Genomic DNA, 26,733 nt, shown 5'->3' on the forward strand with positions numbered 1-26,733 from the left:
CCTCTGCCCCTTGATCAGCCTCGATCGCGAGTTAAGATACAGACTGTCTGTATGTCAAATGGGAAATCGACGATGGGCGTAAAGGCGCAGCGGGCGGCGGCGACGCGGACGCGGCTGGTGGCGGCGGCGCGTGCGCTGTTCGCCGCCGACGGATATGCGGCGACCGGCACGGAGGCGATCCTGGCGGCGGCCGGCGTGACGCGGGGCGCGCTCTATCACCACTTCGCCGACAAGCAGGCCCTGTTCGCGGCGGTCTGCGAGCAGCTGCACGAGGAGGCCGAGCGCGCGATCGAGGCCGACGCAGACGCGCAAGGCTCGGCCTTCGACGGGCTGACGGCCGGCTGCCTCGCCTTTCTCGACTTCATGGCCGCCCCGCAGGTGCGCCGGATCCTGATCCTCGACGCACCCAGCGTGCTGGGTTGGGAGGCCTGGAACGAGATGGATCGCCGGCACGGTTTCGGACTGCTGATCGCGGGCGTGCAGGCGGCGATCGACGAAGGCAGCCTGGGCGGCGACCCCGAAACCCTGGCGGTGATGATCAACGGGGCGCTGAATTACGGGGTGGTCTGGGCCGGCCACGGCGAGGGGCCTGAGGCGCTGATGCGGCTGAAATCGAGTTTTATTGAGACCATGGCCCGCTTGCGGCGATGAAACTCCACCTTATCTGACGCGGTTGGCTCGATAGAATTTCCATAACTGAGAGGACCTCGATGGACACCCTTATGACCCTAGCTGCTGATCCGGCCGTGTGGGCGGCGCTGATCACGCTCATCGTCATGGAGGTGGTCCTTGGCATCGACAACCTCATCTTCATCTCCATCCTCTCGAACAAGCTGCCCCCCGAACACCGCACCAAGGCCCGCCGGATCGGCATCGGTCTGGCCCTGATCATGCGCCTGGTGCTGCTGTCGACCCTGGCCTTCATCGTCGGCCTGACCGCGCCGGTGTTCGAGCTGCCCTGGCACGGGGCGCTGGACGAGAATGGCAAGCCGGCCTGGGAGCTGGCCTTCTCGTGGCGCGACCTGATCCTGATCGCCGGCGGCCTGTTCCTGGTCTGGAAGGCGACCACCGAGATCCACCACACCCTCGATCCGACTCCGAACGACGACGTGTTCGACTCCAAGAAGGCGGTCGCCAAGAACTTCGGCGCGGCCATCATCCAGATCATCATGCTGGACCTGGTGTTCTCGATCGACTCGATCCTGACCGCCGTGGGCATGACCGAACACCTGCCGGTCATGGTGATCGCGGTGATCGTGGCGGTGACGGTGATGCTGCTGGCCGCCGACCCGCTGGCCAACTTCATCAACAACAACCCGACCGTGGTGATGCTGGCCCTGGGCTTCCTGCTGATGATCGGCACCGTGCTGATCGCCGACGGCTTCGGGGTGCACGTGCCGAAGGGCTACATCTACGCGGCGATGGCGTTCTCGGCGCTGGTCGAGGGGCTGAACATGTGGAGCCGCAACGCCGCCAAAAAGCGCGAGGCGTTGGGCCAGGACGCGACCAAGCACTGACCCCGGGCCCCAAAGCGTCATCCCGGAAGCCGCGCAGCGGCTGTCCGGGATCCATTGCCGCCGCGTCGAAGTGAACGGCGAGGCCGGCGCCGTGGCCTGCACGATCAGGTGTTCATGGGTCCCGGTCTTCGGCTTCGCCGAAACCGGGATGACACGCAGCGGCGGCGCTTTCGCGCCGCCTCGCGGCTACAGAAAACTGTACGGATCGACGTCGATGGCCACCCGGATCGCGCCGGGCGGCCGCACGCGGGCGCGCCAGGTGGCGAGGTAGGCCGAGAGGTCGACATTGCGGTCGGCGCGGACCAGGAAGCGCTTGCGCCGCCGGCCGCGCACGAGGGCGAGCGGCGCGTCGGCCGGACCGTAGACCTCCACACCCTCGGCGTTGGGCGCGACCTTGGCCATCTCGCGGGCGAAGGCCTCCAGCGCCGCCGCATCGGGGCCCGACACCACGATCGCCCCCAGCCGCCCGAACGGCGGCAGCTTCATGATCTCGCGCTCGGCCATCTCGGCCTCGACGAAGGCGTCTCGGTCCTGAGCCTTCAGCGCCTGCATCACCGAATGTTCGGGGGCGTAGGTCTGCAGGAGGGCGCGACCCGGGCGGTCGCGGCGGCCGGCCCGGCCGGTGGCCTGGGCCAGCAGCTGGTAGGTCCGCTCGGCCGCGCGCAGGTCGCCGCCGCGCAGGCCGAGATCGGCGTCGACCACGCCCACCAGGGTCAGCTTCGGAAAGTTGTGGCCCTTGGCGGCGGCTTGCGTCGCCACCAGGATGTCGATCTCGCCGTCGGCCATGGCGTCGACCAGGCGGCGCGCCTCCTTGGCGTCCCAGACGGTGTCGGACGAGAACACCGCGATGCGGGCGTCCGGAAACAGATGGCGGGCCTCCTCCTCCACCCGCTCGACCCCGGGACCGATCGAGGTCAGGCTGTCCTTGGCCCCGCAGTGCGGGCACTTGTCGGGCTTGGGCATGGAGAAGCCGGTCAGGTGGCAGACCAGGCGGCCGCTGTAGCGGTGCTCGACCAGCCACGAGTCGGTGTCGGGCGAGGTCAGCTTCTCGCCGCAGGCCTTGCACAGCACCAGCGGGGCGTAGCCGCGACGATTGAGGAACAGCAGGGTCTGCTCGCCGGCGGCCAGGGTCTGGCCCATCGCGTCGACCAGCGGCGGCGACAGCCAGCGCCCGGACGGCGGCGGTGTCGCCTTCAGGTCGATCAGGGTGATGTCGGGCAGCTGCGCGGTCCCGTGGCGGCTGGTCAGCTTCAGCCAGCGGTAGCGGCCGGTCTCGGCGTTGCGCAGGGTCTCCAGCGACGGCGTGGCCGAGGCCAGGATCACGCCCGCGCCCTCGATCTTGCCGCGCATCACCGAGAGGTCGCGGGCCTGGTAGATGAAGCCCTCGTCCTGCTTGTAGGAGCCGTCGTGCTCCTCATCGACGACGATCAGCGACAGATGCGTGAACGGCAGGAACAGGGCCGAGCGGGCGCCGATGACGATGCGGGCGGCGCCGGTGGCGACCGCGTCCCAGGTGCGGCGGCGCATCGGCGGGGCGACGTCGGAGTGCCATTCGGCCGGTTCGACCCCGAAGCGTTCCACGAACCGGGCGATCACCGCCTGGGTCAGAGCGATCTCGGGCAGCATGACCAGCACCTGGGCGGCGGGATCCTTGGCCAGGGCGGCGGCGACCGCCTCCAGGTAGACCTCGGTCTTGCCCGAGCCGGTGACCCCGTCGAGCAGGGCGACGTTGAAGCCGCCCTCGGCGACCATGGCCTGCAGGGCCTGCGCGGCCGCGGCCTGGCTGGCGTTCAGCGCGTGGCCGGCGCGGGCGAGGTCGGGCTCGGGAAAGGCCGCCGGTTCCTCGACGAGGCGCAGGGCCAGGGCCCCCTCCTCGACCAGCCCCTTGACGACGCCGGCCGAGACCCCGGCGGCGCGGGCGAGATCGGCAGGCGTCTGCGGGCCGCCGGCGGCGGCCTCCAGCACCTTCTGACGGGCCGGCGTCGCGCGGGCGGGCGTGACGCCCGTGGCCTCCAGCAGCTTGTGCGGCTTGGCCTTGGGGGCGCGGGCGCCGCGGATGGCGATGGCCAGCGGCTGGCCCGGCGCGTCGACCGAGTAGCGCGCCGCCCACTGCACGAACTCGATGGCCCCGGGCGGCAGCGGCGGCGAATCCAGCTTGCTGTCGAGGGCCTTCAGCGGCCGGTTGCCGCCCGCCCCCTCGCGCAGGGCGACGACCACGCCGCGCAGCAGCCGCGGCCCCAATGGCGCGGCGACCTGGTCGCCGACGACGAGCTCCATCCCTTCCGGCTCGGCGTAGTCGAACGCCTCGGGCAGGGGCATGGGAAGCAGGACGGAGGCGATGCGGCTCATGGCCCCGTCCAGATAGGCTGGCCGCACGCGCCTGCAAACGCTAAACAGCGCCCGCACAACCGCGCCAGAAGGTCACCCATGCAGCTCTTCCTCGACACCACCGACATCGGCCTGCTCAAGGAGCTCACCGCCACCGGCCTGGTGGACGGGGTGACCACCAACCCGACCCTGATCGCCAAGTCCGGCCGTCCAATGCTGGAGGTGATCGCCGAGATTTGCGAGCTCGTCGAGGGCCCGGTCAGCGCCGAGGTCGCCGCCACCGAGGTCGAAGGCATGCTGGCCGAAGGCGCCAAGCTGGCCGCGATCGCCCCGAACGTGGTGGTCAAGCTGCCGCTGACCCGCAACGGCCTGATCGCCACCGCCGAGTTCGCGGTGCAGGGCATCCAGACCAACGTCACCCTGTGCTTCACCGCCGCCCAGGCGCTGCTCGCCGCCAAGGCCGGAGCCAGCTACATCTCGCCGTTCATCGGCCGCCTGGACGATTACGGCGCCGAAGGCATGACCCTGATCGAAGAGATCCGCGCGATCTACGACAACTACGGCTTCGACACCGAGATCCTGGCCGCCTCGATCCGAACCCCGGCCCACGTCACCGCCGCGGCCCTGGCCGGCGCCGACTGCGCGACCATTCCGCCCACGACCTTCGCCGACCTTTTCAAGCACCCGTTAACCGAAAAGGGTCTTGAACAGTTCCTCAGCGACTGGGCCAAGACGGGCCAGTCCATCCTGTAGAACGCTGGGGGCGGGCATATGAGCGGGGCGAAGGCGAAGGAACACAGTCTCGAGCCCCGCGAGGTCCGCGCCTTCCTGTCGGACAATCCGGACTTCCTGCGCGGCGACGTAGCGCTGCTGGCCGAGCTCGGCCTGCGCGCCGACGCGGCTAATGTGATCGACTTCGGCCCCGCCGCCCTGGCCCGCGTGCACGAGGCGCACAAGCGCGAAAGCAGCGCCCGCAAGCACCTGGAAGCCACCGCCCGCGCCAACTTCGCCGCCCAGGCCCAGACCCACGGCGCGGTCGTCGACATGCTGGAATCGCGCAACCATGCGGACCTCGCCCGCCGGGTCGACGAGCTGGCGCAGCTGCGCTTCGGCCTGATCGGCGGCGTGGTCGCCTTGGAAGGACCCGAGCGCACCCCGGCCGGCTGGCGGATGCTGATCGAGGGCCAGATCGACATGATCATCGGCCACGACCGGGTGGCGCTGATGGGCTTCGAACCCGTCGCGCTCGGCCTGTTCGGCGATCGCGCGCCTCAGGTCCGCTCCATGGCCATGGTCCGCATGGCGATCTGGGAGCCGTCGCGCGAGGGCCTGCTGGCCTTCGGCTCGGCCGACGAGCACGGCTTCACGGAGGACATGGGCGTCGAGCTGGTCGCCTTCCTGGCCCGGGTCGTCGAACGCACGGCGGAGCGGTGGCCGGTCCTGTGACCAGCGCCCGCCAGGCGCTCGCCTCCTGGCTGGAGCACCTGGCCAAGGAGCGCCGCGCCTCGCCCCGCACGGTCGAGGCCTACGCCTTCGCCGGCGGCCGCTACATCAGCTTTCTTGAGCGCCATCGCGGCGAGGCGCTGAGCCTCTCAGACATGGGAACCCTGGCCCCCAGCGAGATCCGCGCCTGGCTGGCGCACCTGCGCCAGGGCGACCATCCGCTGTCGGCGCGCTCGCTGTCGCAATCGCTTTCGGCGATCCGCACCTTCCACAAGTTCCTCGACCGCCGGCTGGACACCCCCAACGCCGCCATCGCCCTGGTGCGCGGCCCGCGCGTCGTCCCCTCTGCGCCGCGGCCGGTCAGCGAGGACCAGGCCGCCGGCCTGATCGCCGAGCCGGCCTTCGACCCGACCTGCGACGACTGGGAGGTCAGCCGCGACCAGGCGGTGCTGACCCTGCTCTACGGCTGCGGCCTGCGGATCTCCGAGGCGCTGTCGCTGAAACGCTCGGACGCGCCGGTCCCCGACACGCTGCGCATCCTGGGCAAGGGCGGCAAGACCCGCATGGTCCCGGTGCTGCCGGCGGTGCAGGCGGCGATCGCCGCCTATGTCGCCGACCTGCCGTTCGTATTGGCGCCGGACGATGCGCTGTTCCGCGCCAAGCGCGGCGGCCCCTTGAGCCCGCGCCACGTGCAGGCGACCGTGCAGTCCCTGCGCGGCCGGCTCGGTTTGCCCGACAGCGCCACGCCGCACGCCCTGCGTCACTCGTTCGCCACCCACCTGCTGGGGGCCGGCGCCGATCTGCGCTCGATCCAGGAACTGCTGGGCCACGCCTCGCTGTCGACCACCCAGCGCTACACCGAAGTCGACGCGGCCTCCCTGCTCAGCGCGTACGCCAAGGCCCATCCGCACGCGTGAGGTGGAAGCCTAGTGCGCGCCCGCTGACCCGGGGAGGTGCGTCTTGTCGTGGCGGCCCACCTTGCCCACCAGGGCCTGTTCCGCCTCGGTCATGCCGCTGACCACCACCTCGGCGCCTTGGCGACGATAGCGAAACACCACCTTGTCCACCGCGGCGACGCCGGTCAGGTCCCAGAGGCGGGCGTCGGCGAGGTCGATCTCCACGCGGCGAGGGTGGCCGTGGTGCTCGAACCCGGCCGCGAACACGTCAGCGGATGCGAAGAACAGCTGCCCGGAGACCCGATAGCGGAGCTCGCCCTCCGGCGCGTCGACCGCCTCCACGCGGATGGTCTTACCGACCTTGCGCATGAAGAAGACGGCGCTGAGCAGAACGCCCAGCATCACTCCCTTGGAGAGGTCGTGGGTGACAACGACGGTCACGGTAGTGGCGATCATCACGATCGAGGACTGTACCGGCGTCGAGGGCATGCGGCGGATCGCCCCCCAGTCGAAGGTGTTGATGGAGACCATGATCATGACGGCGACCAAGGCGGCCATGGGGATCTGTGCCACCCACTCCTGAAGCGCCAGGATCAGGAACAGCAGGAACAGCCCTGCCCATAGGGTGGAGAGCCGGCCCCGGCCGCCGGACGAGACGTTGATGATCGACTGGCCGATCATGGCGCAGCCGGCCATGCCGCCGAACAGAGGCGAGAGGATGTTGGCGACCCCCTGGCCGCGGGTCTCCCGGTCCTTGTCGGACGGGGTGTCGGTCAGGTCGTCCAGCAGGTTGGCGGTAAGCAGGCTCTCCAGCAGCCCGACGAAGGCCAGGGTCAGCGACACGGGCCCAAGAATGCTCAGGGTCTCCCAGGTGAGCGGAACCTGAGGCAGGCCGAACGCCGGCAGGGTCTTCGGCATCTGACCCATGTCGCCGACCGTGCGGACGTCGACGCCGGCGAGCACGGCGAAGACGCTCAAGGTGACGATGGCGACCAGCGGCGCGGGCACCGCCCGGGTGATCCGTGGGAAGCCGTAGATGACGACGAGGCCCGCGGCGACCATGGCGTAGGTCTGCCAGTTGGCCCCGATCAGCTCGGGCATCTGGGCCAGGAAGATCAGGATGGCCAGCGAATTGACGAAGCCGGTCATCACCGAGCGGGAGACGAACTTCACATAGCGGCCCAGCCGGAGTAGGCCGATCACGATCTGGATGACGCCGCAGAGCAGCGACGCGGCGAACAGGTACTGCAGCCCGTGCTCCTTCACGAGGCCGAGCATCAGCAGCGACATCGCGCCGGTGGCCGCCGAGATCATCGCCGGCCGGCCACCCACGAACGAGATGGTCACGGCGATGACGAAGCTGGCATAGAGGCCGACGGCCGGATCGACGCCCGCGATGATCGAGAAGGCGATGGCCTCCGGGATCAGGGCCAGGGCGACCACGGTCCCCGCGAGCAGGTCGCGGCGGGGATTTGCGAGCCATTGTTGGCGCGCTGAAGCGACGATGGACATGCAGGTTTCAAAAAATCAGGCGCGCGGGACGTGGAACACGTCGCTTCGGCGCAGTTTCCCGGCGGATCGGCGGCCGAGATAGCCACCCGCGCGGCGGCGGGTCCGTGGTGAGCACCGCTTCATGACGCGCCGCGCCGTCGGATGCAAGGCGGAGGGCCCTCCCCCGCCTCGGCGAGGCAAGAACAGACACAGGCCGCGAACCGCACTAGCTTAGCTTCATGCCCAGGCCTCTGATCCGTCACGCGACGACTGACGATCTAGCCGAGGTGCTGGCGCTCTATCGGCAGCTCAATCCGGACGATCCAGTGCTCGATGTCGCCGGCGCTGGGCCGGTCTGGGCGACGCTGCTGGGCTCGGGCCTGACCACGCCGTTCGTGGCGGAGATCGAGGGGCGGCTGGTCGCGTCCTGCACGCTGGCGATCGTGCCCAACCTGTCGCGCGGCGCGCGGCCCTATGGGGTGATCGAGAACGTCGTGACGGACGAAGGCCATCGCCGCGCCGGGCTCGGGCGCGCGGTGCTGGAGGCGGCGTTGGACAAGGCCTGGCGAGCCGACTGCTACAAGGTGCTGCTGGCGACCGGGTCGCGGCGCGAGTCCACCCTGCGCTTCTACGAAGGCGTCGGGTTCACGCGCGACGCCAAGACCTATTTTGAGATCCGCCGGCCGTAGGGCCTATCGCTAGGCCTTGCGATGCTCGGCGAAATCCGCGGCGCGGTGACTGCGCTCGTCCGCCCAGGCGGTGCTGAGCTGGGCGCGCATGTCGTGCCAGTCGACCAGCACGTCGCATTTCGGGCAGCGGCCGCTGAGCTCCAGCTCGGTGTCGCACTCACGGTGGAACATCCGGGTCGCCGGCTGGCCGCCGGCCGGCTTGCACCAGCGCTCGCCCCAGGTCCGCAGCGCCAGGATCACCGGCATCAGGTCGCGGCCCTTGTCGGTGAGCCGGTATTCGTGCCGCGGCGGACGTTCGCTGTAGGCGTGACGCTCGACCAGACCGTCAGCCTCCAGCCGCTTGAGCCGCGCGGCCAGCACCTGGCTGGAGGCGCCGGTCTGGGCCTGGAGATCCTGAAACCGGCTCTGGCCGAGCAGCAGCTCGCGGACGATCAGGATCGACCAGCGGTCGCCCACCAGGCCGGTGGAATGGGCGATCGGACACAGGGTGTCGTCGCCATAGTCGCCGTCAGACCCGCCCATGCGTTTTCTCCGCCTCCTCCTCCCATAGCACCAAGCCGAGGCGCGACAAAAGATGACACGAGCGTCATTTTTGAGTCGCTTTGAGTTTCAAAGTCGCTATCGTTCCCCCCAACCCTGGGACAGTGGGATTGGAGGATTGGTCATGGCTGACGGCGCTCACGACCCGAAGGCGCTGCGTGCGCAGATCGGGATTTCGCATGCCGACGAGCGGCGGATCGCCCAGGAGCTGTCGCCGGCCGTGGCCTGGCCGACGCTGTTCCTGGCGCTCGCCCTGCCGGCGGCGCTTATCGGGGTGATCGCGCTGGGATTCAGCGGCGCCTGGCCAATGTGGGCCTGCACCCCGATGCTGGCCGCGATCTCCTACGCCCACTACACGCTGGTCCACGAGGCCATCCACGGCAACGTGGTCGCCAGCCCCAAGAGCCTTCATTGGATCAACACGGTGGTCGGCTGGATCGGGTCGTTGGGCATGGGCTCGGGCTGGCCGGCCCTGCAGCGCACCCATGTGCTGCACCACTCCCACACCAACACCGAGCGCGACCCGGACATCTCGGTGAAGGGCACCTTCGTCCAGCTGCTGCGCAAGTGGCTGATCGGGGTTCCCATGTCGCTGATGCCGATGTGGTCGCTGCGGTTCATCAACGCCGAGCGCTACAAGCGGCTGGGTACGATCCTCAGCCCCAGCGAAATCGCCCAGGTCACAGCCGTCACGCTGTTCACTTGGGCGCTGCTGATCGCCGCGATCGCCACCGGACATGTCGCCGAGTGGTTGATGCTCTGGTTCCTGCCGACCCGGATCGGGATCCTGGCGCTGAACATCTTCTTCCAGTGGCTGCCGCACCACCCGTTCGACCAGACCGAGCGCTACCTCAACACCCGCGTCAGCCTGTGGCCGGGCGGGACCCTGCTGCTGCTGCAGCAGAACTTCCACCTGATGCACCACCTGTGGCCCAGCGTGCCGTTCTACAACTATGCGCGGCTCTTCCATCGGCTGCGGCCGGTGCTGAGAGCCGAGGGCTCGCGGATCGAGGGCCTGATGGTCGGGCCCCAGCGCCGGGCGATCACCGACTAGGGCTCAGCGCGGCCGGGCGAAACGGCCGTCGCCCTGGACGTTCTGGCGGACCAGGGTCGACACTGCGCAGCCGCCCACCGAGCGCATGACCGTCAGGTGCATGCCGGCCGGCGGCAGGCTGGCCAGGGTCTGGGCGCCGGACGGGCCGCGGCGGTCCTGCGGACGCAGCGCGGCGGCGGGCTGGGCGGGGTAGGCGACCTGGAGCGTCGCCTCCTTGGGGCAGGCCGGGGCGGGCGGCGCGGAAAGCGCGGTCGCGGCCAGCGCGGTCAGAAGCAGGGAAGCGGCCATGACGATCCTCCTGTGGCGAGGAGTCTACGCCCGCGCCGCGACGGTCCGAAGCCGATTCAGCGGCTCATCCGCAGCCAGGTGAACGCCGCGCCGGGATCGCGGCCGACATCGACGATGCGGAACCCCTCACGCAGGTAGAAGTCTTGGGCGCGAAGGTTCGGCGACTGGCACTTGAGCGACAGCGGCCCGTCGGCGACCGCGCTCACGTGGTCGAGCAGCGCCTTGCCGACGCCGGCGCCGCGGGTCTCGACATACAGCGAATGCAGGAAGTTGTTCGGGCGATAGAAGCCGGCGATCCCCAGCAGGCGATCGCCGTCACGGGCCAGATAGACCTCCTCCTCGACGGCCGCGGCGAGGAAGTCGGCGGCCTGGTGCCGCTCGGGCGCGACCCAGGTGAAGGTCTCGCGCAGGACCCGCTCGTAAAGCGCCGCGCAGGCCGCGATCTCGTCCGCCTGCGCGCGCCTTACTTCGAGCATCAGGCCTGCATGGTCCAGCCTTCGACGCCCATGGCGGCCTGCCGGCCGGCTTCCGAGCGGGTCGGGTGCGGATGGCAGACGCGGGCGATGTCCTCGCTGGCCGCCTTGAAGGCCATGGCCACGCAGTACTCGCCGATCATCTCGCCGGCCTGCGGGCCGACGATGTGGACGCCGAGGATCTCATCGGTCTTGGCGTCGGCGATGACCTTCGCGAAGCCTTCGGTCTCGTGGTTGATCTTGGCGCGGCTGTTGGCGCTGAACGGGAACTTGCCGACCTTGTAGGCGACCCCGGCGTCCTTCAGCTGCTCCTCGGTCTTACCGACCCAGGCCACTTCCGGGTAGGTGTAGACCACGCTGGGGACCAGGTCGTAGTCCACGTGACCGTACTTGCCGGCGATCATCTCGATGCAGGCGACCGAGTCTTCCTCGGCCTTGTGGGCCAACATCGGGCCGTGGATGGCGTCGCCGATCGCCCAGACGCCCGGGGCCGAGGTCTTGAAGTGGTCGGTTTCGATGAAGCCGCGCTTGTCCGGGGTGATCCCGACGTTCTCCAGGCCCAGGCCCTCGGTGTAGGGACGCCGGCCGATGGCGACCAGCACGTACTCGGCTTCCAGGGTCTCAGCGGCCCCGCCGGCGACCGGCTCGACGGTCAGCGAGACGCCCTTCTTCGACGCGGTGGCGGCGGTGACCTTCGCGCCCAGCTTGAACTCCACGCCCTGCTTGGTCAGCGAGCGCTGGAAGGTCTTGGCGGTCTCGGCGTCCATGCCAGGCGTGATGCGGTCGAGGAATTCGACGACGGTCACCTTCGAGCCCAGGCGGCGCCACACCGAGCCCAGCTCCAGGCCGATGATGCCCGCGCCGATGACGATCAGGCTGCCCGGGACTTCCGGCAGCGACAGCGCGCCGGTGGAGTCGACGATGCGCTGGTTGTCGATGGTCACGCCGGGCAGCGGGGTCGGCTCCGAGCCGGTGGCGATGACGATGTTCTTGGCTTCCAGGCTGGTCACCGAGCCGTCCTCGGCGGTGACGTCGACCTTGCCCGGGCCGGTGATCTTGCCGGCGCCCTTGATCCACTCGACCTTGTTCTTCTTGAACAGGAACTCGATGCCCTTGGTGAGCGCGGTCACCGAGTCGGCCTTCTGCTTCATCATCTGCACGAGGTTCAGCTTGGGCTTCACCTCGATGCCGAGGGTGGCGAAGTCGCCGCCGGCGGCCTCGTACAGTTCCGAGGCGTGCAGCAGCGCCTTGGACGGCATGCAGCCGACATTGAGGCAGGTGCCGCCGAGCGTCGTGCGCTTCTCCACCACGGCGACCTTCAGGCCCAGCTGGCCGGCGCGGATGCCGGCGTTGTAGCCGCCGGGGCCGCCGCCGATGATGATGACGTCGTATTGAGCCATTGCTCTTCAGTCCTTAGCAAAACGGCGAGGCGTGAAGCCCCGCCGCCATGAAATGCGTTCGCCGGTGACGGCGTGATTTAGACGTCCAGCAGCAGGCGCTGCGGGTCTTCGATGGCTTCCTTGACCTTCACCAGGAAGGTCACCGCGCCCTGGCCGTCGACGATGCGGTGATCGTAGCTGAGCGCCAGGTACATCATCGGGCGGATCACCACCTGGCCGTTCACGGCCATCGGGCGTTCCTGGATCTTGTGCATGCCCAGGATGCCCGACTGCGGGGCGTTGAGGATCGGGGTCGACATCAGCGAGCCGTAGACGCCGCCGTTCGAGATCGTGAACGTGCCGCCTTGCAGGTCTTCCAGGGCCAGCTGGCCGTCGCGGGCCTTCTTGCCGAGGGCGCCGATGCCCTTTTCGATGCCCGACAGCGACAGCGCGTCGGCGTCGCGCAGCACCGGAACCACCAGGCCCTTGTCGGTGCCGACGGCGACGCCGATGTCGTAGTGGTTCTTATAGATGACGTCGGTGCCGTCGATCTCGGCGTTGACGTCCGGCACGTGCTTCAGGCCGTGGATCACCGCCTTCACGAAGAAGCTCATGAAGCCGAGCTTCACGCCGTGGCTCTTTTCGAAGCCGTCCTTGTACTGGTTGCGCAGGGCCATGACCGCGCTCATGTCGACCTCGTTGAAGGTCGTCAGCATGGCCGCGGCGTTCTGGGCTTCCTTCAGGCGGCGGGCGATGGTCTGGCGCAGGCGGGTCATGCGGACCCGCTCTTCGCGCTCGTGGATCTCGCGCGGCGCAGCCGGAGCGGCCGGGGCCGCCGGGGCGTTGGCGCGGGCTTCCAGCGCAGCCAGGGCGTCGCCCTTGGTCACACGGCCGGCCTTGCCCGAACCGGCGATCGAACCGGCGTCGAGATTGTTTTCGGCGACGATGCGCTGGGCCGAGGGGGCCAGCGGCGCGGCGGCGGCCGGAGCGGCGGCGGGCGCCGGGGCCGGCGCGGGAGCCGGCGCAGCGGCCTTGGGAGCCTCGGCCTTCGGAGCCGGAGCAGCGGCCGGAGCCGACGCCACGGCGCCTTCGGCCAGGCGGCCGAGCACGGCGCCCGGCTCGACGGTCGCGCCTTCTTCGGCCGCGATGAACTCGAGCACGCCGTCCGCGGGGGCTGCGACCTCGAGGCTCACCTTGTCGGTTTCGAGTTCGACCAGGATCTCGTCCTTCCGAACGGCGTCGCCCGCCTTCTTCGTCCAGCGCGCGACCGTCGCCTCGGTGACGGACTCGCCCAGGGCGGGGGTCATGATGTCGGCCATTGGAAGTACCTGTCTCTCTCTTCGTTCTGTTCTTTATTTAGATCTCTCGGGACGCCGTTAGGCGAAGGCGTCCGCGAGGAAGTTCTGCAGTTCGCGCATGTGCCGGCTCATCAGGCCCGCGGCGGTCGAGGCCGAGGCCGGGCGGCCGACATAGCGGGCGCGCTTGGCCTTGACCTTGAGGCGCTCGAGAGTGAGCTCCAGCCACGGGTCGACGAACGTCCAGCCGCCCATGTTCTTCGGCTCTTCCTGGCACCAGACGAGCTCAGCATTCGGGAAGCGCGACAGTTCCGTCGACAGCGACTTCACCGGCCACGGATAGAACTGCTCGAGGCGCATGATGTAGACGTCGTCGACGCCCTTCTCCTCGCGCGCGTCCAGCAGGTCGTAATAGACCTTGCCCGAGCACAGCACGACGCGGCGGATCTTCTCCGGTTCGACCAGCTTGACCGTGGTGTTGACGCCGCGCTCGGCGTCGTCGTTCAGCACCCGGTGGAAGGACGAGCCCTCGGCCAGGTCGGCCATGGTCGAGGTGGCCTTCTTGTGGCGCAGCAGCGACTTCGGCGTCATCACGATCAGCGGCTTGCGGAATTCGCGGCGCTGCTGGCGGCGCAGGACGTGGAAGTAGTTGGCCGGGGTCGAGCAGTTGACCACCTGCATGTTGTCTTCGGCGCAGAGCTGGAGGTAGCGCTCCAGGCGGGCCGAGGAGTGCTCGGGGCCCTGGCCCTCGTAGCCGTGCGGCAGCAGCATGACCAGGCCGCTCATCCGCAGCCACTTGCGTTCGCCCGACGAGATGAACTGGTCGATGACCACCTGGGCGCCGTTGGCGAAGTCGCCGAACTGGGCTTCCCACAGGGTCAGGGTCTTGGGGTCGGCCAGCGAGAAGCCGTACTCGAAGCCCAGCACCGCCTCTTCCGACAGCGCCGAGTCGATGACCTCGAAGTGGGCCTGGCCCGGACGCAGGTGCGAGAGCGGGGTGTAGTGCTCCTCGGTCGTCTGATCGATCAGGTCCGTGTGGCGCTGCACGAAGGTGCCGCGGGCGCTGTCCTGGCCGGCCAGGCGAACCGGGAAGCCCTCGTCGAGCAGGCTGGCGAAGGCCAGGTGCTCGGCGGTCGCCCAGTCGAGCCCTTCGCCGGCCTCGATCGCGCCGCGGCGGTTCTCGACGGCGCGGCGGACGGTCTTGTGGACGTCCAGGCGCTCGGGGATGGCGGTGATCTTCTGGCCGAGGTCGACCAGCTTGGCCATCGGCACGCTGGTGTCGCCGCGGCGATCGTCGCCCTCGGGCAGGGCCAGGCCCGCCCACTTGCCGTCCAGCCAGTCGGCCTTGTTGGGCTTGTAGGTCTTGCCGGCCTCGAACTCCTTGTCGAGGAAGTCCTCGAACTCGGCGACCCAGCCGGCGACCTCAGCCTCGGTGGCCACGCCCTCGGCGATCAGCTTGCGGGCGTAGAGCTCGCGGGTCGGCGGGTGGTCCTTGATCTTGGCGTACATCAAGGGCGAGGTCATCGTCGGGTCGTCACCCTCGTTGTGACCGAACCGCCGGTAGCAGAACATGTCGATGACGACGTCCTTGCCGAACTGCTGGCGGAACTCGGTGGCCACCTTGGCCACGAAGGTCACGGCTTCGGGGTCGTCGCCGTTCACGTGGAAAATCGGCGCCTCGACCATCAGCGCCACGTCCGACGGATAGGGCGAGGAGCGGCTGTACTGCGGCGCCGTCGTAAACCCGATCTGGTTGTTGACGATGAAGTGGATGGTCCCGCCGGTGCGGTAGCCCTTGGTGCCCGAGATCGCGAAGCACTCGGCGACCACGCCCTGGCCGGCGAAGGCCGCGTCGCCGTGCAGCAGCAGCGGCAGCACGTGGCCGCGGCCGGAGTCCGGCGCATCGCGCAGGGTGAAGGCCTGCTTGGCGCGCGCCTTGCCCAGCACGACCGGGTTGACGATCTCCAGGTGCGAGGGGTTGGCGGTCAGCGACAGGTGGACGTTGTTGCCGTCGAACGCGCGGTCCGACGAGGCGCCCATGTGGTACTTCACGTCGCCCGAGCCCTCGATGTCCGAGGGCACCGACGAGCCGCCCTGGAACTCGTGGAAAATGACGTGATACGGCTTGGCCATGACGGCGGCCAGCACGTTCAGGCGGCCGCGGTGCGGCATGCCGAGCACGATGTCGCGGACCCCGAGCGCGCCGCCGCGCTTGATGATCTGCTCCAAGGCCGGGACCATGGCTTCGCCGCCGTCCAGGCCGAAGCGCTTGGTGCCGGGATAACGCTTGTGCAGGAAGCGCTCGAAGCCCTCGGCCTCGATCAGCTTCTTGAGGATGGCGACCTTGCCTTCCTTGGTGAAGTGGATCTCCTTGTCGCGGCCCTCGATGCGCTCCTGCAGCCAGGCCTTCTGGGCCGGATCGGAGATGTGCATGTACTGCACGCCGATGTCGCCGCAGTAGGTGCGCTTGAGGATCGCCAGGATCTCGCGGACGCTGCCCGTCTCCAGGCCCAGCACGTAGTCGAGGAAGATCGGACGGTCGAAGTCGGCCTCGGTGAAGCCGTAGGTGGCCGGATCGAGCTCGGAGGCGTCGCCGTCCGGCACCGTGATGCCCAGCGGGTCGAGGTTGGCGCGCAGGTGGCCGCGCATCCGGTAGGCGCGGATCATCATGATCGCGCGGAGGGAATCGAGGGTCGCGGCGCGGACCGATTCAGGCGAGGCGCTCGGCGCGGCGCGTTCGGCGACCTTGGCGCCGACCTTGGCCTCGACCGCCGGCCAGAGGCCGTCGATGGCCGAGAGCCAGTCGGGACGGGCGGCCGGGGCGCCCGGCTTCGTCCACGAGCGCTTGCCCGCGGCGGCCTTCACCTCTTCGGCGCGATCGTTCAGCGATCCGAAGAAGGCCTGCCAGGAGGCGTCGACCGAGGCGGGGTTCGCCGCCCATTTCGCGTAGAGGTCCTCCACGAACGCGGCATTGCCGCCATAGAGGAAAGAGGTCTCCGCGAGCACCTCGTTGATCAGACTGCCGTCGTCCGCCATTTCGTCCGTTTTCCTGGGGCCCGTCGCGCGGACTTCAGGAAGAAGGAGCCGAGCGCGGACCGCCCATACTACTTAGGTTGTCGCCGGGCGCCTTCCAGGCGCCCGGCATGCCGTCAGGCGCCTTTCAGCACCTCGAGGAGAGTCTCGCCCAGCTTCGCCGGCGACGGCGAGACGCGGATGCCCGCGGCCTCCATCGCAGCGATCTTGTCTTCCGCACCGCCCTTGCCGCCGGAGATGATGGCGCCGGCGTGGCCCATGCGGCGGCCCGGAGGCGCCGTACGGCCCGCGATGAAGCCGACCATAGGCTTCTTGATGGCTGAATTCTTGATGAACTCGGCCGCGTCTTCTTCCGCCGAGCCGCCGATTTCGCCGATCATGATGATCGACTCGGTTTCCGGGTCCTTGAGGAACATGTCGAGCACGTCGATGAACTCGGTGCCCTTGACCGGGTCGCCGCCGATGCCGACCGCGGTGGTCTGGCCGAGGCCGACCTGCGAGGTCTGGAACACCGCTTCATAGGTCAGGGTGCCGGAGCGCGAGACCACGCCGACCGAGCCCTTCTTGAAGATATTGCCCGGCATGATGCCGATCTTGCACTCGCCGGGCGTCAGGACGCCGGGGCAGTTCGGGCCGATCAGGCGCGACTTCGAGCCGGCCAGGGCCTTCTTGACCTTGATCATGTCGGTCACCGGGATGCCCTCGGTGATGCAGATGATCAGCGGGATCTGGGCGTCGATGGCTTCCAGGATCGAGTCGGCCGCGAAGGGCGGCGGAACATAGATGACGCTGGCGTCGGCGCCGGTCTGGACGACCGCTTCCTGGACGGTGTCGAACACCGGCAGGCCGACGTGGGTCTGGCCGCCTTTGCCGGGGGTCACGCCCCCGACCATCTTGGTGCCGTAGGCGATGGCCTGTTCGGTGTGGAAGGTGCCCTGGGCGCCGGTGATGCCCTGGCAGATGACGCGGGTGTCTTTACCGATGAGGATCGACATCAGTTGGCCTCCCGCACGGCTTTGACAATCTTCTCGGCGCCGTCCGAGAGGTCGTTGGCGGCGATGACGTTCAGGCCGCTCTCGTTGATGATCTTCTTGCCGAGCTCGGCGTTGGTGCCTTCGAGGCGAACCACGAGCGGCACGTTCAGGCCGACCTGCTTCACCGCGTTGACCACGCCGTTGGCAAGGATGTCGCAGCGGGCGATGCCGCCGAAGATGTTGACCAGGATGCCCTTCACGTTCGGGTCGGCCATGATGATCTTGAAGGCCGCGGTGACCTTCGGCTCATCGGCGCCGCCGCCGACGTCCAGGAAGTTGGCCGGCTCGGCGCCGTACAGCTTGATGATGTCCATGGTGGCCATGGCCAGGCCGGCGCCGTTGACCATGCAGCCGATCTCGCCGTCGAGGGCGATGTAGCTGAGGTCGAACTTCGAGGCCTCGATTTCCTTCGGGTCTTCTTCGCTCTCGTCGCGCAGGGCGACGATGTCCGGGTGACGGAACAGGGCGTTGCTGTCGAAGCTGACCTTGGCGTCCAGCACCCGCAGGTGATCGTCGCCGGTGACGATCAGCGGGTTGATCTCCAGCATGCTCATGTCCTTGGCGAGGAACGCCGTGTAGAGCTGCCCGAGCAGGGTCGCGGCTTCCTTGGCCAGGCCGCCGGTCAGGCCGAGAGCCTTGGCGAGGCGGCGGCCATGGTGCGGGAACACGCCGCTGGCCGGGTCGATGGAGAAGGTGACGATCTTCTCGGGGGTCGAGTGAGCGACCTCCTCGATGTCCATGCCGCCCTCGGTGGAGGCCACGACCGAGACGCAGCTCGTTTCGCGGTCAACCAGCAGCGACAGGTAGAATTCCTTGGCGATGTCGGCGCCTTCCTCGATGTAGAGGCGGTTCACCTGCTTGCCCTTGGGCCCGGTCTGGTGGGTCACCAGCACGCGGCCGAGCATCTCCTCGGCGTTGGCCTTGACCTCGTCGACCGACTTGACGACGCGGACGCCGCCCTTGGAGTCGGGACCGAGGCCTTCGAAGCGGCCCTTGCCGCGGCCGCCGGCGTGAATCTGGGACTTCACGACGAACACCGAACCACCGAGGTTCTTGGCGGCCTTGACCGCTTCGTCGGGAGAGAAGGCGGCATAGCCGCGCGGGACCGCCACGCCGAACTCGGAGAGGACGGACTTGGCTTGATGCTCGTGGATGTTCATGAGGCCGCGTAACGCGTGATCGGGAAACCCGCCGGGTTCGACGGACGGCCGGGGTTATAGGCGCCGGCGCTCAATGTGGCAACCGCGAGCCCCCAACAAAACCGCGTATTTTCGCCTACTGTATACAATCTTGACGCCAGCGTCATCGAAGAAAGACCAATCACAACAATCGCTCGACCAGTAGGACGCGCGAGCGCTGCGCTTCCTCATGCGGCGCAATCGTGTTTTCTCCTGCGCATGCGCTCGGCGATGGCGAAATGGTTGGAGTACGGCCCCACGGGCGGGCTCGCCGGATGGCGGCGCGGCTTCGCGATCGCGGCCGTCGCGGCCGTGTTCCTGGCCGTCTCGGGCGCGTTCGGAATGGGCCAGCTCTCGCTGCTCGAGCGCCTGGCCTACTGGGGCGGAACGCTGGCCGCCGGCACCGTCTGGGGCGGACTGGCGTCGCGGTTCGTATTTCCGCGCTCCGACGCGGCCGGCGGCGTCTGGCTGCGCACCCTGCTCTACGCCCTGGTGATCGCCGGGCCGATCACGCTGCTGGTGTTCGTGGTGAACCGTCACCTGCTGCACGCGCCCACGCCGCTCCGGGCGCTGATCTCGCTGTTCGTCAGCGTCGCCCTGGTCACGCTGATGATGACCGCGGTCAACGTCCTGGCCGCCCGCGGGCGTGCGCCCGCGCAGGATCCGCAAGCCCCGGCCCCGCCCCGGTTCCTGGAGCGGCTGCCGCCTAAGCTGCGCGGCGCGGAGATCTGGGCGGTGGAATCCGAAGACCATTATCTGCGGCTGCATACCTCCCGGGGCCAGGACCTGATCCTGATGCGCCTGGCCGACGCGGTGGCGGAACTGGAGGGAATCGAGGGCGCGCAGGTGCACCGCTCATGGTGGGTGGCGCGCGAGGCCATCGCTGAGGCCCGCCGCGGCGACGGTCGGGCGACCCTGACGCTGAAGGACGGCTCCGAGGTCCCGGTCAGCCGCACCTACGCCAGGCTGCTGCGCGAGCGCGGCTGGATCTGACCCATAACCTTAGGGCATGGATGACTGAACCAAGGGACTAGGCGCGGCGGGCGCGCCACTGTTCCCGGGTCTGACCCCACACATCGACGCTCTCGCTGATCGGCGGCGGCAGCAGCGCGTGGCGCAGGATCGAGGAGCCGAGCTTGCGCGCCACGCCCTGCGAATTGGTGTTGCCCGGGTCGATGCAGTGGATGACCTCGGTCCAGCCGAGATGCTCGAACGCCCAGTCGATAGCGGCGGTCGCGCCCTCGGGCGCATAGCCCTTGCCCCAGAACTCGCGGGCTATGCCCCAGCCGACCTCGGTGCCCGGCCAGCCCTCGGGCTGCCAGGGGCCGAGCCGCCCGGCCCAGCGGCCGCTCTCCTTGTCGATCACCGAGAACATTCCGAAGCCGCGCACCACCCAGGAACCGGCCATGGTGCACATCATGCGCCAGGCGGTTTCCCGCGGCTGCGGCCCGCCGAGGAACCGCGAGGCCTCCTCGTCGGCGGAAAAGGCGGCCCACGGCTCGAAGTCCTCCCCCGAGGTCGGGCGCAGGATCAGGCGGGCGGTTTCGAGGGTGGGTCCAAGGCTCATGCCCGCGACCATTCACCGGTTCGACGCCCCGCGCCAGCGGTTCAGCCCGCGTTCAGCACGTGCGCCTAGGATCGCCGCATGAGCCTGGATGGCGAACCGCCCCTGACCCTGGAGCCGCGCGACCCGCGGCCGCCCCGCCAGCACGTCGGGCGAAAGGCGCTGCTGGGCGGGGTGGCGATCGCCTGCGTGCTGGGCGTCGGCCTGGGGCTGGCGGCGCGCCCGCAGCTGATCACCGACCAGGCCCGCCCGCCGATGCAGCCGGCGGCGGCGGGCTCGCCGGAGCGCCAGCTAGACGTCGTCATGGCAGAGCCGCCCCCGGCGCCCCCGCCGCCGCCCGGGCCGCCGCTGGAGACCCTGCCGCCGGACATGGGCGAGCCGCCGCCCGGCCTCCCGCCACCGCCGCCCGAGCCGCCCCTCGCTCCAATCCCGCGGCCTGCCCCCGCGCCGCCGCGCGCCCCGCAGGCCCCCTGGGCGCCGCAGCCGCCGGTCGCCGCCGATCCGGTGTGGGGCGTCGAGCGGCCGAGCTTCGACTGTCGCGACGCCGGCTCGCTGGCCGAGGAGATGGTCTGCACCGACGCGGTGCTGGCCGCCGCCGACCGGCACATGGCCCGCGCCTATCGCCGGGCCGAGCGCTCCGGCGCGCCGATCGAGGCCCTGCGCGAGGACCAGGACCAATGGCTGGCCTATCGCGAGGAGGCGGCGCTGCGCTCGCCCCGCGCCGTCGCCGCGGCCTATGACCGCCGCATCGGCGAGCTGGAGGCCATCGCCGCCGGCCGCGCCCGGCGCGGCGGCCGCTAGCGCGCACGAAAAAGGCCGGCGCCGCGATGCGGGCCGGCCCTTCGATCGTTCGAGACGTCTGGCTTAGGCCAGCAGGTCCTTCACGGTGTCGCGCTCGCCGACCAGCTCGTCGTTGGTCAGGGCGATCTTCGACTTGGCGAAGTCGTCCATCTCGTAGGAGGTGATCACTTCGTAGCCGGTGGCGGTGGTCTTCACCGGCATGCCGGCCCAGACGCCTTCGGCGAAGCCGTAGCGGCCTTCGCTGTTGACGGCGACCGAGTGGATCGCGCCGACCGTGGTCAGGTCGCGGACGTGGTCGATCAGGGCGTTGGCGGCCGAGGCGGCCGACGACAGGCCGCGGGCCTCGATGATCGCCGCGCCGCGCTTGCCGACCGCGGGGAGGTAGTCGTTCTTCAGCCAGGCTTCGTCGCCGATGACGTCAGCGGCCGGCTTGCCGCCGATCTTGGCGTGGGTGAAGTCGGCGAACATGGTCGGCGAGTGGTTGCCGTAGATGAACAGGTCGCTGACCTCGTTGATCGAGACGCCGGCCTTCTTGGCCAGCTGGGCGCGGCCGCGGTTTTCGTCCAGGCGCACCATGGCGGTGAAGCGGTCGGCGGTCAGGCGCTTGGCCTGGGCCGCGGCGATCATCACGTTGGTGTTGCAGGGGTTGCCGACCACGGCGACGCGGGCGTCGTCAGCGGCGACGGCGTCGATGGCCTTTCCCTGGGCGATGAAGATCTTGCCGTTGTCCTTCAGGAGGTCGGCGCGCTCCATGCCCGGACCGCGCGGCTTGGAGCCGACCAGCAGGTTCCAGTTGGCGTCCTTGAAGGCGACGTTGGCGTCGTCGGTCAGCACCATGTCGGCCAGCAGCGGGAAGGCGCAGTCTTCCAGCTCCATGGCCACGCCCTTCAGGGCCTTCTGCGCGCCCTCGGTCGGGATTTCGAGCAGTTGCAGGATGACCGGCTGGTCCTTGCCCAGCATCTCGCCCGAGGCGATGCGGAAAAGAAGGGCGTAACCGATATTGCCGGCGGCGCCGGTGACAGCGACGCGGATCGGCTTCTTCGTGGTCATGGAACTGTCCCGTGTTTGCAGTGCGAAATCCGCACGGGCTCTAGACCCGCAAGGGCTTTGCGGCAAGCGCAAGTGACTCGGTGCGGCTGCGGGGCTACCTAGCTGGGGTCATGTTCGAGATCGATCCGGCCTTCGTCGCCACCTCCCACGCCCTCGGCGACCTCGCCCTCAGCCACGCGCGGCTGCAGGACGACGCGCGCTATCCCTGGATCGTGCTGATCCCGCGCCGCGAGGCCATGCGCGAACTGGAAGACCTGGAGCGCGGGGATCTCGCGATCCTGACCGACGAAATCCTCGCCGCCGGCCGCGCGGTGCGGGCGTTGGGGATGGCCGTCGACAAGCTGAACGTCGGGGCGCTGGGCAACGTCACCCCGCAGCTGCACGTCCACGTGATCGGCCGGCGGGTCGGCGACAGCGCCTGGCCCGGCCCGGTCTGGGGCCACAGCGCCGCCGAGCCCTACGGCCCGGGCGAGCTGGCGCGGGCGGCGGCGGCGGCGAAGGCGGCGCTGGGCCTCGCCTAGTTCCGGCGCAGGGTGACGGCGGTGCGGTCGCGGCCTTCCAACAGGTCGCCCGACCATTCGCCCCCCGAGACCGGATTGAGCATCAGGGTCGCGACCCCGGCGCCCGGCCGCGGATAGAAGCTGGCGGTCACCTGCGAACCGACCCGCTGGATGTCGACCAGGAAGCCTGAGGCGTCCGGGGATCCGCGCCGCCGTGGGTCGCGCCAGGCGCCCTCGAGCGTTCCGCCGCCCTTGTCGACCAGCAGGAACGAATAGAGCGTCTCGCCCGAACGCGTGCGCAGCACCCAGGCGCCGTCCATCGGCCCCTGCATCCCTTGAGCCGAGGCGAAGGACGAGCGCAGGCGGCTCTCATAGCCGAGCTCGACGGCGTTGAGCGGCGCCTCGGGGGTCTTGTCGTACTCGTCGACCGTGACCGGCGCGGTCAGCCGCGGCCGACGCGAAACCGGCGGCGGAGGCGGCGCGTAGGCCGGCGGCAGGCTGACCACCGCCAGCCGTTCGGCCGGGGGCGGCGCAGGAGCCGGGCTATAGGGAAAGGCCGGCGCGGCGGCCGGCGCCGGCTCGGGCGCAGGCGCGGCGGGCGGCGGCGCGCCGAGCGTCTCGGCGGTCTCCTCGTCGACCTGGTCGAGAATGGAGCCGATCGGATCGACGACGTCCTGCGCCTGGGCCGCCGATGCGGCGGCCAGGGCCAGGAGCCCGATCGCAGACCTCAGGAATTGGTTCAAAACACGCCTCACGCCGCGGCGATGGCTTCGGCCACGGCGATCACCCGCCGCGCCTGGGCCAAGTGCAACCGCTCAACCATGCGCCCCTCGACTTTAAGAACACCCTTAGCGGCGTTTTCCGGCGAATCGAAGGCCGCGACGACCACCCGCGACCATGCGACCTCCTCCGCCGACGGACTGAAGGCGGCGTTGGCCGCCTCGACCTGGCGCGGGTGGATCAAGGTCTTGCCGTCGAAGCCGAACTCCAGCCCCTGGGCGCACTGCGCCGCCAGGCCGGCGTCGTCCTCGATCTCGTTGAACACGCCGTCCAGCACCGCCAGGCCGTGGGCGCGGCCGGCGGCGACGATCAGCGACAGCGGCCCGGCCAGGGCCGCGCGCCCGACGGTGAGGCGACAGCGCATCTCCTTGGCCAGGTCGTTGGTCCCGACCACCAGCGCCGCGAGCCCCTCGGCCCCGGCGATCTCGGCCAGCGCGAACAGCGAGGCGCAGGTCTCGACCATCGCCCACAGCGGCACCCCGCCGGCCTCGGCCGCGCCATAGGCCCGCACGTCGTGGGCGCTCGACACCTTGGGGACCAGGATCGCGTCGGGCCGCGCGTCGATGGCGGCGGCCAGGTCCTCCAGCCCCCAGGGGGTGTCGAGGCCGTTGATCCGGATCACCACCTCCCGACGACCGAAGCCGCCGGCGCGGACCGCCGCCGCCGCCTGCTCGCGGGCGAGCCCCTTGGCCTCGGGCGCGACCGCGTCCTCCAGGTCGAGGATCACCACGTCGCAGGGCAACTCGCGGGCCTTTTCGATCGCCCGGGCGTTGGCGGCGGGCATGTAGAGGGCGCTGCGGCGCGGGCGGGCGACGGTCAAGGTCGGCAGGCTCCAGGCAGGATGGCGAAGCCCCACTCATAAGGGTTAGGATGGCGCCATGACCACCCGCTACGACGCCGGCGCCAGAAACGTGTTGGGGGGCGAGCTGCTCGCCTGCTCGCTCGATCCCGTGACCGGATTCTTCCGCAACGGCTGCTGCGAGACCGGACCCCACGACCTGGGCCTGCACACGGTCTGCGCGGTGATGACCGCCGAGTTCCTGGCCTATTCGAAGATGGTCGGCAACGACCTGTCGACGCCGATGCCGGAGTACGGGTTCGCCGGCCTCAAGCCGGGCGACCGCTGGTGCCTGTGCGCGCCGCGCTGGAAAGAGGCGCTGGACGCCGGCGCCGCGCCGCAGGTGGTGCTGGAGGCCACCCACGAGGAGACCCTGGCGATCGTCACGCTCGGCGTCCTCAAGGACCACGCGGTCGAGGCCTAGGCTCCCACCCGTGTCATCCCGGTTTGCGCAGCAAGACCGGAATCCATTCGCGCCAAGTCGGCGGGATGAGGCGAGGGCCTCGCGACAGCTCGGGATAGCCTCAGTACAGCGGATACTCGCGCTCGGCCCGGTACCAGGAGCCCTGGTCCGACTGCCAGCTGGAATAGAGGCCGAAGCTGGTGACCCGGAACGGCTCGGTGCGCAGCAGGTTGTTTTCCTGGATCCACTTGGCGACGTCGCCCGGATTGGGCCGGCGCAGATAGGCCAGGGTGACGTGCGGCTTGTAGGCCCGGGTGTCGGGCTTGAGACCCGCGCGCCGGGCCGCGACCTCGCAGGACCGCGCCAGGTGGCGCAGGGCCTCGCTTTCCTCGACCCCGGCCCAGACCGCATGGATGTCGGCCCCTTCGCCGAACGCCCCCACGCCCTGGAGGGACAATTCGAGCGGCCCGCCACCCACGGTGGTGAGCTCGGCATCCAGGTCGGCGGCGACGTTCTCGGCCACGTCGCCGACGAAGCGCAAGGTGATGTGGAACGCTTCGGGCGGACGCCAGCGGGCCCCGGGCAAGCGGTCCTGGCGGGCGACGAGGTCCTGCGCGATGTCCTCGGGAATGGCGAGCGCGGCGAACAGGCGGATCATGGACACCTACCTAAGGTGCTGAGGTTCTGACGCAATCGTAATCGACCCAGCCTTGCATGCGGGCCACGCCGACACGATATTTGACGATGCGCCCGCTCGGGGCGCGTCTAGAAGGGCCAACTTCCCTATGAGCGACTTCAACCGCGGCTACGCGCGCTCGATCCCCGCAGATCGCGCCGACATGTCGGTGGACGCGGGTCTGCGCAGCTTCATGCTCGGCGTCTACAACAAGGTAGCGCTGGGTCTCCTGCTCTCCGCCGCTCTGGCGTACGTGACCGGATCGTTCCCGCCGGTTCGCGACCTGATGTTCAGCGTCTCGCCGTCGGGCAAGGTCGGCTACACCCTGCTCGGCATGATCGTGGCCTTCGCGCCGCTGGCCGTGATCCTCTTCGGCGCCTTCGCCATGAAGAACGTCACGCCGCGCTCGTCGGGCATCTATTACTGGACCATCGTCAGCCTGATCGGCGCGGGTCTGGGCGTGCTGACCTTCGTCTACACGGGCGCCTCGATCTTCTCGACGTTCCTGATCACCGCGGCGGCCTTCGGCGGCCTGTCGCTGTTCGGGTACACGACGAAGAAGGACCTGACCGGTTTCGGCAGCTTCCTGATCATCGGCCTGATCGGCCTGGTGGTCGCGAGCATCGTCAACATCTTCCTGGCCAGCAGCATGATGGGCTTCATCATCAGCATCGCCGGCGTGCTGATCTTCGCGGGCCTGATCGCCTACGACACCCAGCGCCTGAAGATGAGTTACTACGAGATGGGCGGCGACCACACGGCCCAGGCCGTGGCCACCAACTACGGCGCGCTCAGCCTGTACCTGAACTTCATCAACCTGTTCCAATTCCTGCTCAGCATCTTCGGCGACCGCCGCTAAGCGCTGACCTGGAACGACAGCCTTCGAGCCCCGGCGGGAAACCGCCGGGGTTTTTGTTTGGCTAGTCGACCACCTTGAAGCGGCCCTTGTCGAAGAAGCGCAGCACCTGCTCCAGCTCGTGGCCGCGGCGCAGGATCATGCCGCCCTGGCCGATCACCGCCCAGGCGCCCTGGCGGCGGGCCAGGGCCGGCCGCTTTTCGATGCGGTAGAGCGGCGCCTCGGAGGCGCGGCGGAACACCGAGAACACGCAGGCGTCGGCCAGCGCGCCGATGCCGTAGTCGCGCCATTCGCCGGCGGCGACCATGCGTCCATAAAGGGCGAGAAGGCGGTCGAGCTCGCGTCGCTCGAAAAAGACCTGCACGGTCCGAGGCTGCTGTTGCGGATCAAGCGCCATCGCCGTCGAGCGTGCCTTAATTTCCGGCCGCCGACAAATGCTCAGTGCGCGGCGATCCGTTGCGTCGCTGACACGCCTGCCGCCTATCTAAAACAACCGTAATCTTGCGCCACGGAAAGACCTTATTTCGGTCGTTCGCGCGCCTGATCCGCCTTCGATAGTGACATCGTCGGTTGATCGGAGACCTGCTGGTCCCGGATCCTGAACAGCCCCCCCAGCCCCCCTGGATC

The 26,733-nt window shown here is 69.3% G+C and carries 28 protein-coding genes and 1 other annotated feature; of the genes, 12 read left to right on the forward strand and 16 right to left on the reverse strand.

Annotation, left to right across the window (positions count from 1 at the left end; translation table 11 throughout):
* The first annotated feature begins 72 nt into the window (after positions 1-72).
* Together O4N75_RS20860 and O4N75_RS20865 are read left to right on the forward strand one after the other, a co-directional pair.
* Positions 73-651, forward strand: coding sequence for a TetR/AcrR family transcriptional regulator (locus tag O4N75_RS20860; RefSeq protein ID WP_269627313.1), 579 nt, complete (start codon positions 73-75; stop codon positions 649-651).
* Positions 652-710: 59 nt separating this feature from the next.
* The gene (locus O4N75_RS20865) at positions 711-1,517 is read left to right on the forward strand and encodes a TerC family protein (RefSeq protein WP_269627314.1); all 807 of its coding nucleotides are present in this window, start codon (positions 711-713) and stop codon (positions 1,515-1,517) included.
* Between the two features lie 186 nt (positions 1,518-1,703).
* Here the strand turns inward: O4N75_RS20865 and O4N75_RS20870 are convergent, their stop codons facing one another.
* Positions 1,704-3,866 (reverse strand): primosomal protein N', encoded by a 2,163-nt coding sequence (locus tag O4N75_RS20870; RefSeq protein ID WP_269627315.1) that lies wholly within the window; start codon positions 3,864-3,866, stop codon positions 1,704-1,706.
* Between the two features lie 78 nt (positions 3,867-3,944).
* On the opposite strand from O4N75_RS20870, the gene fsa reads away from it, so the two are divergent.
* The 3 genes from fsa to O4N75_RS20885 are packed head-to-tail and all read left to right on the forward strand — an operon-like array spanning position 3,945 to position 6,205.
* A complete protein-coding gene (fsa, locus tag O4N75_RS20875) occupies positions 3,945-4,598 on the forward strand; it encodes a fructose-6-phosphate aldolase (protein ID WP_267231616.1) in 654 nt (217 codons plus the stop codon).
* 18 nt (positions 4,599-4,616) lie between these two features.
* Positions 4,617-5,291: a DUF484 family protein gene (locus O4N75_RS20880; RefSeq protein ID WP_269627316.1), complete on the forward strand. Its 675-nt coding sequence runs from the start codon at positions 4,617-4,619 to the stop codon at positions 5,289-5,291.
* On the forward strand, positions 5,276-6,205 hold the full coding sequence (locus O4N75_RS20885) for a tyrosine recombinase XerC (protein WP_269627317.1): 930 nt from the start codon (positions 5,276-5,278) through the stop codon (positions 6,203-6,205). Before O4N75_RS20880 ends, O4N75_RS20885 begins: the two co-directional genes overlap by 16 nt.
* Before the next feature lie 9 nt (positions 6,206-6,214).
* Here the strand turns inward: O4N75_RS20885 and O4N75_RS20890 are convergent, their stop codons facing one another.
* Entirely contained in the window at positions 6,215-7,690 is a 1,476-nt protein-coding gene (locus O4N75_RS20890) for a SulP family inorganic anion transporter (protein WP_269629405.1), read from the reverse strand.
* Between the two features lie 58 nt (positions 7,691-7,748).
* Positions 7,749-7,803: a sequence feature (sul1 is cis-regulatory element that is thought to sense ions involved in sulfur or methionine metabolism; They are found in Alphaproteobacteria), on the reverse strand.
* A gap of 111 nt (positions 7,804-7,914) precedes the next feature.
* Between O4N75_RS20890 and O4N75_RS20895 the strand changes: the two genes are divergently transcribed.
* Complete coding sequence (locus O4N75_RS20895; RefSeq protein WP_269627318.1) at positions 7,915-8,364, forward strand: GNAT family N-acetyltransferase; 450 nt, start codon at positions 7,915-7,917, stop codon at positions 8,362-8,364.
* A 9-nt stretch (positions 8,365-8,373) separates the two neighbouring features.
* On the opposite strand, the gene O4N75_RS20900 is transcribed toward O4N75_RS20895, so the two are convergent.
* Positions 8,374-8,886, reverse strand: coding sequence for a helix-turn-helix domain-containing protein (locus tag O4N75_RS20900; RefSeq protein WP_269627319.1), 513 nt, complete (start codon positions 8,884-8,886; stop codon positions 8,374-8,376).
* 142 nt (positions 8,887-9,028) lie between these two features.
* Between O4N75_RS20900 and O4N75_RS20905 the strand changes: the two genes are divergently transcribed.
* Positions 9,029-9,958, forward strand: a complete 930-nt coding sequence (locus O4N75_RS20905; protein WP_269627320.1) for a fatty acid desaturase — start codon at positions 9,029-9,031, stop codon at positions 9,956-9,958.
* Between the two features lie 3 nt (positions 9,959-9,961).
* Here O4N75_RS20905 and O4N75_RS20910 read toward each other — a convergent pair whose 3' ends face one another.
* The 7 genes from O4N75_RS20910 to sucC form a co-directional block, all read right to left on the reverse strand.
* Positions 9,962-10,246, reverse strand: coding sequence for a hypothetical protein (locus tag O4N75_RS20910; protein ID WP_269627321.1), 285 nt, complete (start codon positions 10,244-10,246; stop codon positions 9,962-9,964).
* A 56-nt stretch (positions 10,247-10,302) separates the two neighbouring features.
* Positions 10,303-10,722: a GNAT family N-acetyltransferase gene (locus tag O4N75_RS20915; protein ID WP_269627322.1), complete on the reverse strand. Its 420-nt coding sequence runs from the start codon at positions 10,720-10,722 to the stop codon at positions 10,303-10,305.
* Complete coding sequence (gene lpdA / locus O4N75_RS20920; RefSeq protein ID WP_269627323.1) at positions 10,722-12,119, reverse strand: dihydrolipoyl dehydrogenase; 1,398 nt, start codon at positions 12,117-12,119, stop codon at positions 10,722-10,724. The genes O4N75_RS20915 and lpdA overlap by 1 nt, the downstream gene beginning before the upstream one ends.
* A gap of 77 nt (positions 12,120-12,196) precedes the next feature.
* The gene (gene odhB / locus O4N75_RS20925) at positions 12,197-13,417 is read right to left on the reverse strand and encodes a 2-oxoglutarate dehydrogenase complex dihydrolipoyllysine-residue succinyltransferase (RefSeq protein ID WP_269627324.1); all 1,221 of its coding nucleotides are present in this window, start codon (positions 13,415-13,417) and stop codon (positions 12,197-12,199) included.
* A 57-nt stretch (positions 13,418-13,474) separates the two neighbouring features.
* On the reverse strand, positions 13,475-16,429 hold the full coding sequence (locus O4N75_RS20930; protein WP_269627325.1) for a 2-oxoglutarate dehydrogenase E1 component: 2,955 nt from the start codon (positions 16,427-16,429) through the stop codon (positions 13,475-13,477).
* Positions 16,430-16,542: 113 nt separating this feature from the next.
* Positions 16,543-17,421, reverse strand: a complete 879-nt coding sequence (sucD, locus tag O4N75_RS20935) for a succinate--CoA ligase subunit alpha (RefSeq protein WP_267234368.1) — start codon at positions 17,419-17,421, stop codon at positions 16,543-16,545.
* Positions 17,421-18,620, reverse strand: coding sequence for an ADP-forming succinate--CoA ligase subunit beta (gene sucC / locus O4N75_RS20940; protein ID WP_267234367.1), 1,200 nt, complete (start codon positions 18,618-18,620; stop codon positions 17,421-17,423). The genes sucD and sucC overlap by 1 nt, the downstream gene beginning before the upstream one ends.
* Positions 18,621-18,869: 249 nt before the next feature.
* Between sucC and O4N75_RS20945 the strand changes: the two genes are divergently transcribed.
* Positions 18,870-19,631: a LytTR family DNA-binding domain-containing protein gene (locus O4N75_RS20945; protein ID WP_269627326.1), complete on the forward strand. Its 762-nt coding sequence runs from the start codon at positions 18,870-18,872 to the stop codon at positions 19,629-19,631.
* Between the two features lie 37 nt (positions 19,632-19,668).
* Here O4N75_RS20945 and O4N75_RS20950 read toward each other — a convergent pair whose 3' ends face one another.
* On the reverse strand, positions 19,669-20,205 hold the full coding sequence (locus tag O4N75_RS20950; RefSeq protein ID WP_269627327.1) for a GNAT family N-acetyltransferase: 537 nt from the start codon (positions 20,203-20,205) through the stop codon (positions 19,669-19,671).
* A 78-nt stretch (positions 20,206-20,283) separates the two neighbouring features.
* Between O4N75_RS20950 and O4N75_RS20955 the strand changes: the two genes are divergently transcribed.
* Positions 20,284-21,003, forward strand: coding sequence for a lysozyme inhibitor LprI family protein (locus O4N75_RS20955; RefSeq protein ID WP_269627328.1), 720 nt, complete (start codon positions 20,284-20,286; stop codon positions 21,001-21,003).
* 63 nt (positions 21,004-21,066) lie between these two features.
* On the opposite strand, the gene O4N75_RS20960 is transcribed toward O4N75_RS20955, so the two are convergent.
* The gene (locus tag O4N75_RS20960) at positions 21,067-22,053 is read right to left on the reverse strand and encodes a malate dehydrogenase (RefSeq protein WP_269627329.1); all 987 of its coding nucleotides are present in this window, start codon (positions 22,051-22,053) and stop codon (positions 21,067-21,069) included.
* Positions 22,054-22,163: 110 nt separating this feature from the next.
* Between O4N75_RS20960 and O4N75_RS20965 the strand changes: the two genes are divergently transcribed.
* Positions 22,164-22,574, forward strand: a complete 411-nt coding sequence (locus tag O4N75_RS20965) for an HIT domain-containing protein (RefSeq protein WP_269627330.1) — start codon at positions 22,164-22,166, stop codon at positions 22,572-22,574.
* Here O4N75_RS20965 and O4N75_RS20970 read toward each other — a convergent pair.
* Both O4N75_RS20970 and O4N75_RS20975 read right to left on the reverse strand, forming a co-directional pair.
* Positions 22,571-23,296: a hypothetical protein gene (locus tag O4N75_RS20970; protein ID WP_269627331.1), complete on the reverse strand. Its 726-nt coding sequence runs from the start codon at positions 23,294-23,296 to the stop codon at positions 22,571-22,573. The genes O4N75_RS20965 and O4N75_RS20970 overlap by 4 nt on opposite strands.
* Before the next feature lie 8 nt (positions 23,297-23,304).
* Positions 23,305-24,153, reverse strand: coding sequence for a CoA ester lyase (locus tag O4N75_RS20975; protein ID WP_269627332.1), 849 nt, complete (start codon positions 24,151-24,153; stop codon positions 23,305-23,307).
* Between the two features lie 58 nt (positions 24,154-24,211).
* Here O4N75_RS20975 and O4N75_RS20980 point away from each other — a divergent pair, with 58 nt between their 5' ends.
* Positions 24,212-24,595: a DUF2237 domain-containing protein gene (locus O4N75_RS20980; protein WP_267234350.1), complete on the forward strand. Its 384-nt coding sequence runs from the start codon at positions 24,212-24,214 to the stop codon at positions 24,593-24,595.
* Between the two features lie 100 nt (positions 24,596-24,695).
* Here O4N75_RS20980 and thpR read toward each other — a convergent pair whose 3' ends face one another.
* Positions 24,696-25,232 carry an RNA 2',3'-cyclic phosphodiesterase gene (gene thpR, locus O4N75_RS20985; RefSeq protein WP_269627333.1) on the reverse strand — a complete coding sequence of 179 codons (537 nt, stop codon included), beginning with the start codon at positions 25,230-25,232 and terminating at the stop codon, positions 24,696-24,698.
* Positions 25,233-25,359: 127 nt separating this feature from the next.
* Here thpR and O4N75_RS20990 point away from each other — a divergent pair, with 127 nt between their 5' ends.
* Entirely contained in the window at positions 25,360-26,109 is a 750-nt protein-coding gene (locus O4N75_RS20990; RefSeq protein WP_269627334.1) for a Bax inhibitor-1/YccA family protein, read from the forward strand.
* Positions 26,110-26,170: 61 nt separating this feature from the next.
* Here the strand turns inward: O4N75_RS20990 and O4N75_RS20995 are convergent, their stop codons facing one another.
* Positions 26,171-26,503 (reverse strand): DUF2794 domain-containing protein, encoded by a 333-nt coding sequence (locus O4N75_RS20995; protein ID WP_269627335.1) that lies wholly within the window; start codon positions 26,501-26,503, stop codon positions 26,171-26,173.
* Positions 26,504-26,733 lie beyond the last annotated feature (230 nt).

The sequence above is a fragment of the Phenylobacterium sp. NIBR 498073 genome (assembly GCF_027286305.1).
Lineage (GTDB): Bacteria > Pseudomonadota > Alphaproteobacteria > Caulobacterales > Caulobacteraceae > Phenylobacterium.

Coding starts and splice junctions, on each gene's coding strand:
- O4N75_RS20865 (WP_269627314.1), top strand. CDS start 711: ATGGACACCCTTATGACCCTAGCTGCTGATCCGGCCGTGTGGGCGGCG.
- O4N75_RS20915 (WP_269627322.1), bottom strand. CDS start 10,722: ATGCTCGAAGTAAGGCGCGCGCAGGCGGACGAGATCGCGGCCTGCGCG.
- O4N75_RS20895 (WP_269627318.1), top strand. CDS start 7,915: ATGCCCAGGCCTCTGATCCGTCACGCGACGACTGACGATCTAGCCGAG.
- O4N75_RS20880 (WP_269627316.1), top strand. CDS start 4,617: ATGAGCGGGGCGAAGGCGAAGGAACACAGTCTCGAGCCCCGCGAGGTC.
- sucD (WP_267234368.1), bottom strand. CDS start 17,421: ATGTCGATCCTCATCGGTAAAGACACCCGCGTCATCTGCCAGGGCATC.
- O4N75_RS20905 (WP_269627320.1), top strand. CDS start 9,029: ATGGCTGACGGCGCTCACGACCCGAAGGCGCTGCGTGCGCAGATCGGG.
- O4N75_RS20930 (WP_269627325.1), bottom strand. CDS start 16,429: ATGGCGGACGACGGCAGTCTGATCAACGAGGTGCTCGCGGAGACCTCT.
- lpdA (WP_269627323.1), bottom strand. CDS start 12,119: ATGGCTCAATACGACGTCATCATCATCGGCGGCGGCCCCGGCGGCTAC.
- O4N75_RS20960 (WP_269627329.1), bottom strand. CDS start 22,053: ATGACCACGAAGAAGCCGATCCGCGTCGCTGTCACCGGCGCCGCCGGC.
- O4N75_RS20965 (WP_269627330.1), top strand. CDS start 22,164: ATGTTCGAGATCGATCCGGCCTTCGTCGCCACCTCCCACGCCCTCGGC.
- O4N75_RS20945 (WP_269627326.1), top strand. CDS start 18,870: ATGGCGAAATGGTTGGAGTACGGCCCCACGGGCGGGCTCGCCGGATGG.
- O4N75_RS20995 (WP_269627335.1), bottom strand. CDS start 26,503: ATGGCGCTTGATCCGCAACAGCAGCCTCGGACCGTGCAGGTCTTTTTC.
- O4N75_RS20870 (WP_269627315.1), bottom strand. CDS start 3,866: ATGAGCCGCATCGCCTCCGTCCTGCTTCCCATGCCCCTGCCCGAGGCG.
- O4N75_RS20955 (WP_269627328.1), top strand. CDS start 20,284: ATGAGCCTGGATGGCGAACCGCCCCTGACCCTGGAGCCGCGCGACCCG.
- O4N75_RS20990 (WP_269627334.1), top strand. CDS start 25,360: ATGAGCGACTTCAACCGCGGCTACGCGCGCTCGATCCCCGCAGATCGC.
- O4N75_RS20910 (WP_269627321.1), bottom strand. CDS start 10,246: ATGGCCGCTTCCCTGCTTCTGACCGCGCTGGCCGCGACCGCGCTTTCC.
- fsa (WP_267231616.1), top strand. CDS start 3,945: ATGCAGCTCTTCCTCGACACCACCGACATCGGCCTGCTCAAGGAGCTC.
- O4N75_RS20900 (WP_269627319.1), bottom strand. CDS start 8,886: ATGGGCGGGTCTGACGGCGACTATGGCGACGACACCCTGTGTCCGATC.
- sucC (WP_267234367.1), bottom strand. CDS start 18,620: ATGAACATCCACGAGCATCAAGCCAAGTCCGTCCTCTCCGAGTTCGGC.
- thpR (WP_269627333.1), bottom strand. CDS start 25,232: ATGATCCGCCTGTTCGCCGCGCTCGCCATTCCCGAGGACATCGCGCAG.
- O4N75_RS20980 (WP_267234350.1), top strand. CDS start 24,212: ATGACCACCCGCTACGACGCCGGCGCCAGAAACGTGTTGGGGGGCGAG.
- O4N75_RS20950 (WP_269627327.1), bottom strand. CDS start 20,205: ATGAGCCTTGGACCCACCCTCGAAACCGCCCGCCTGATCCTGCGCCCG.
- O4N75_RS20860 (WP_269627313.1), top strand. CDS start 73: ATGGGCGTAAAGGCGCAGCGGGCGGCGGCGACGCGGACGCGGCTGGTG.
- odhB (WP_269627324.1), bottom strand. CDS start 13,417: ATGGCCGACATCATGACCCCCGCCCTGGGCGAGTCCGTCACCGAGGCG.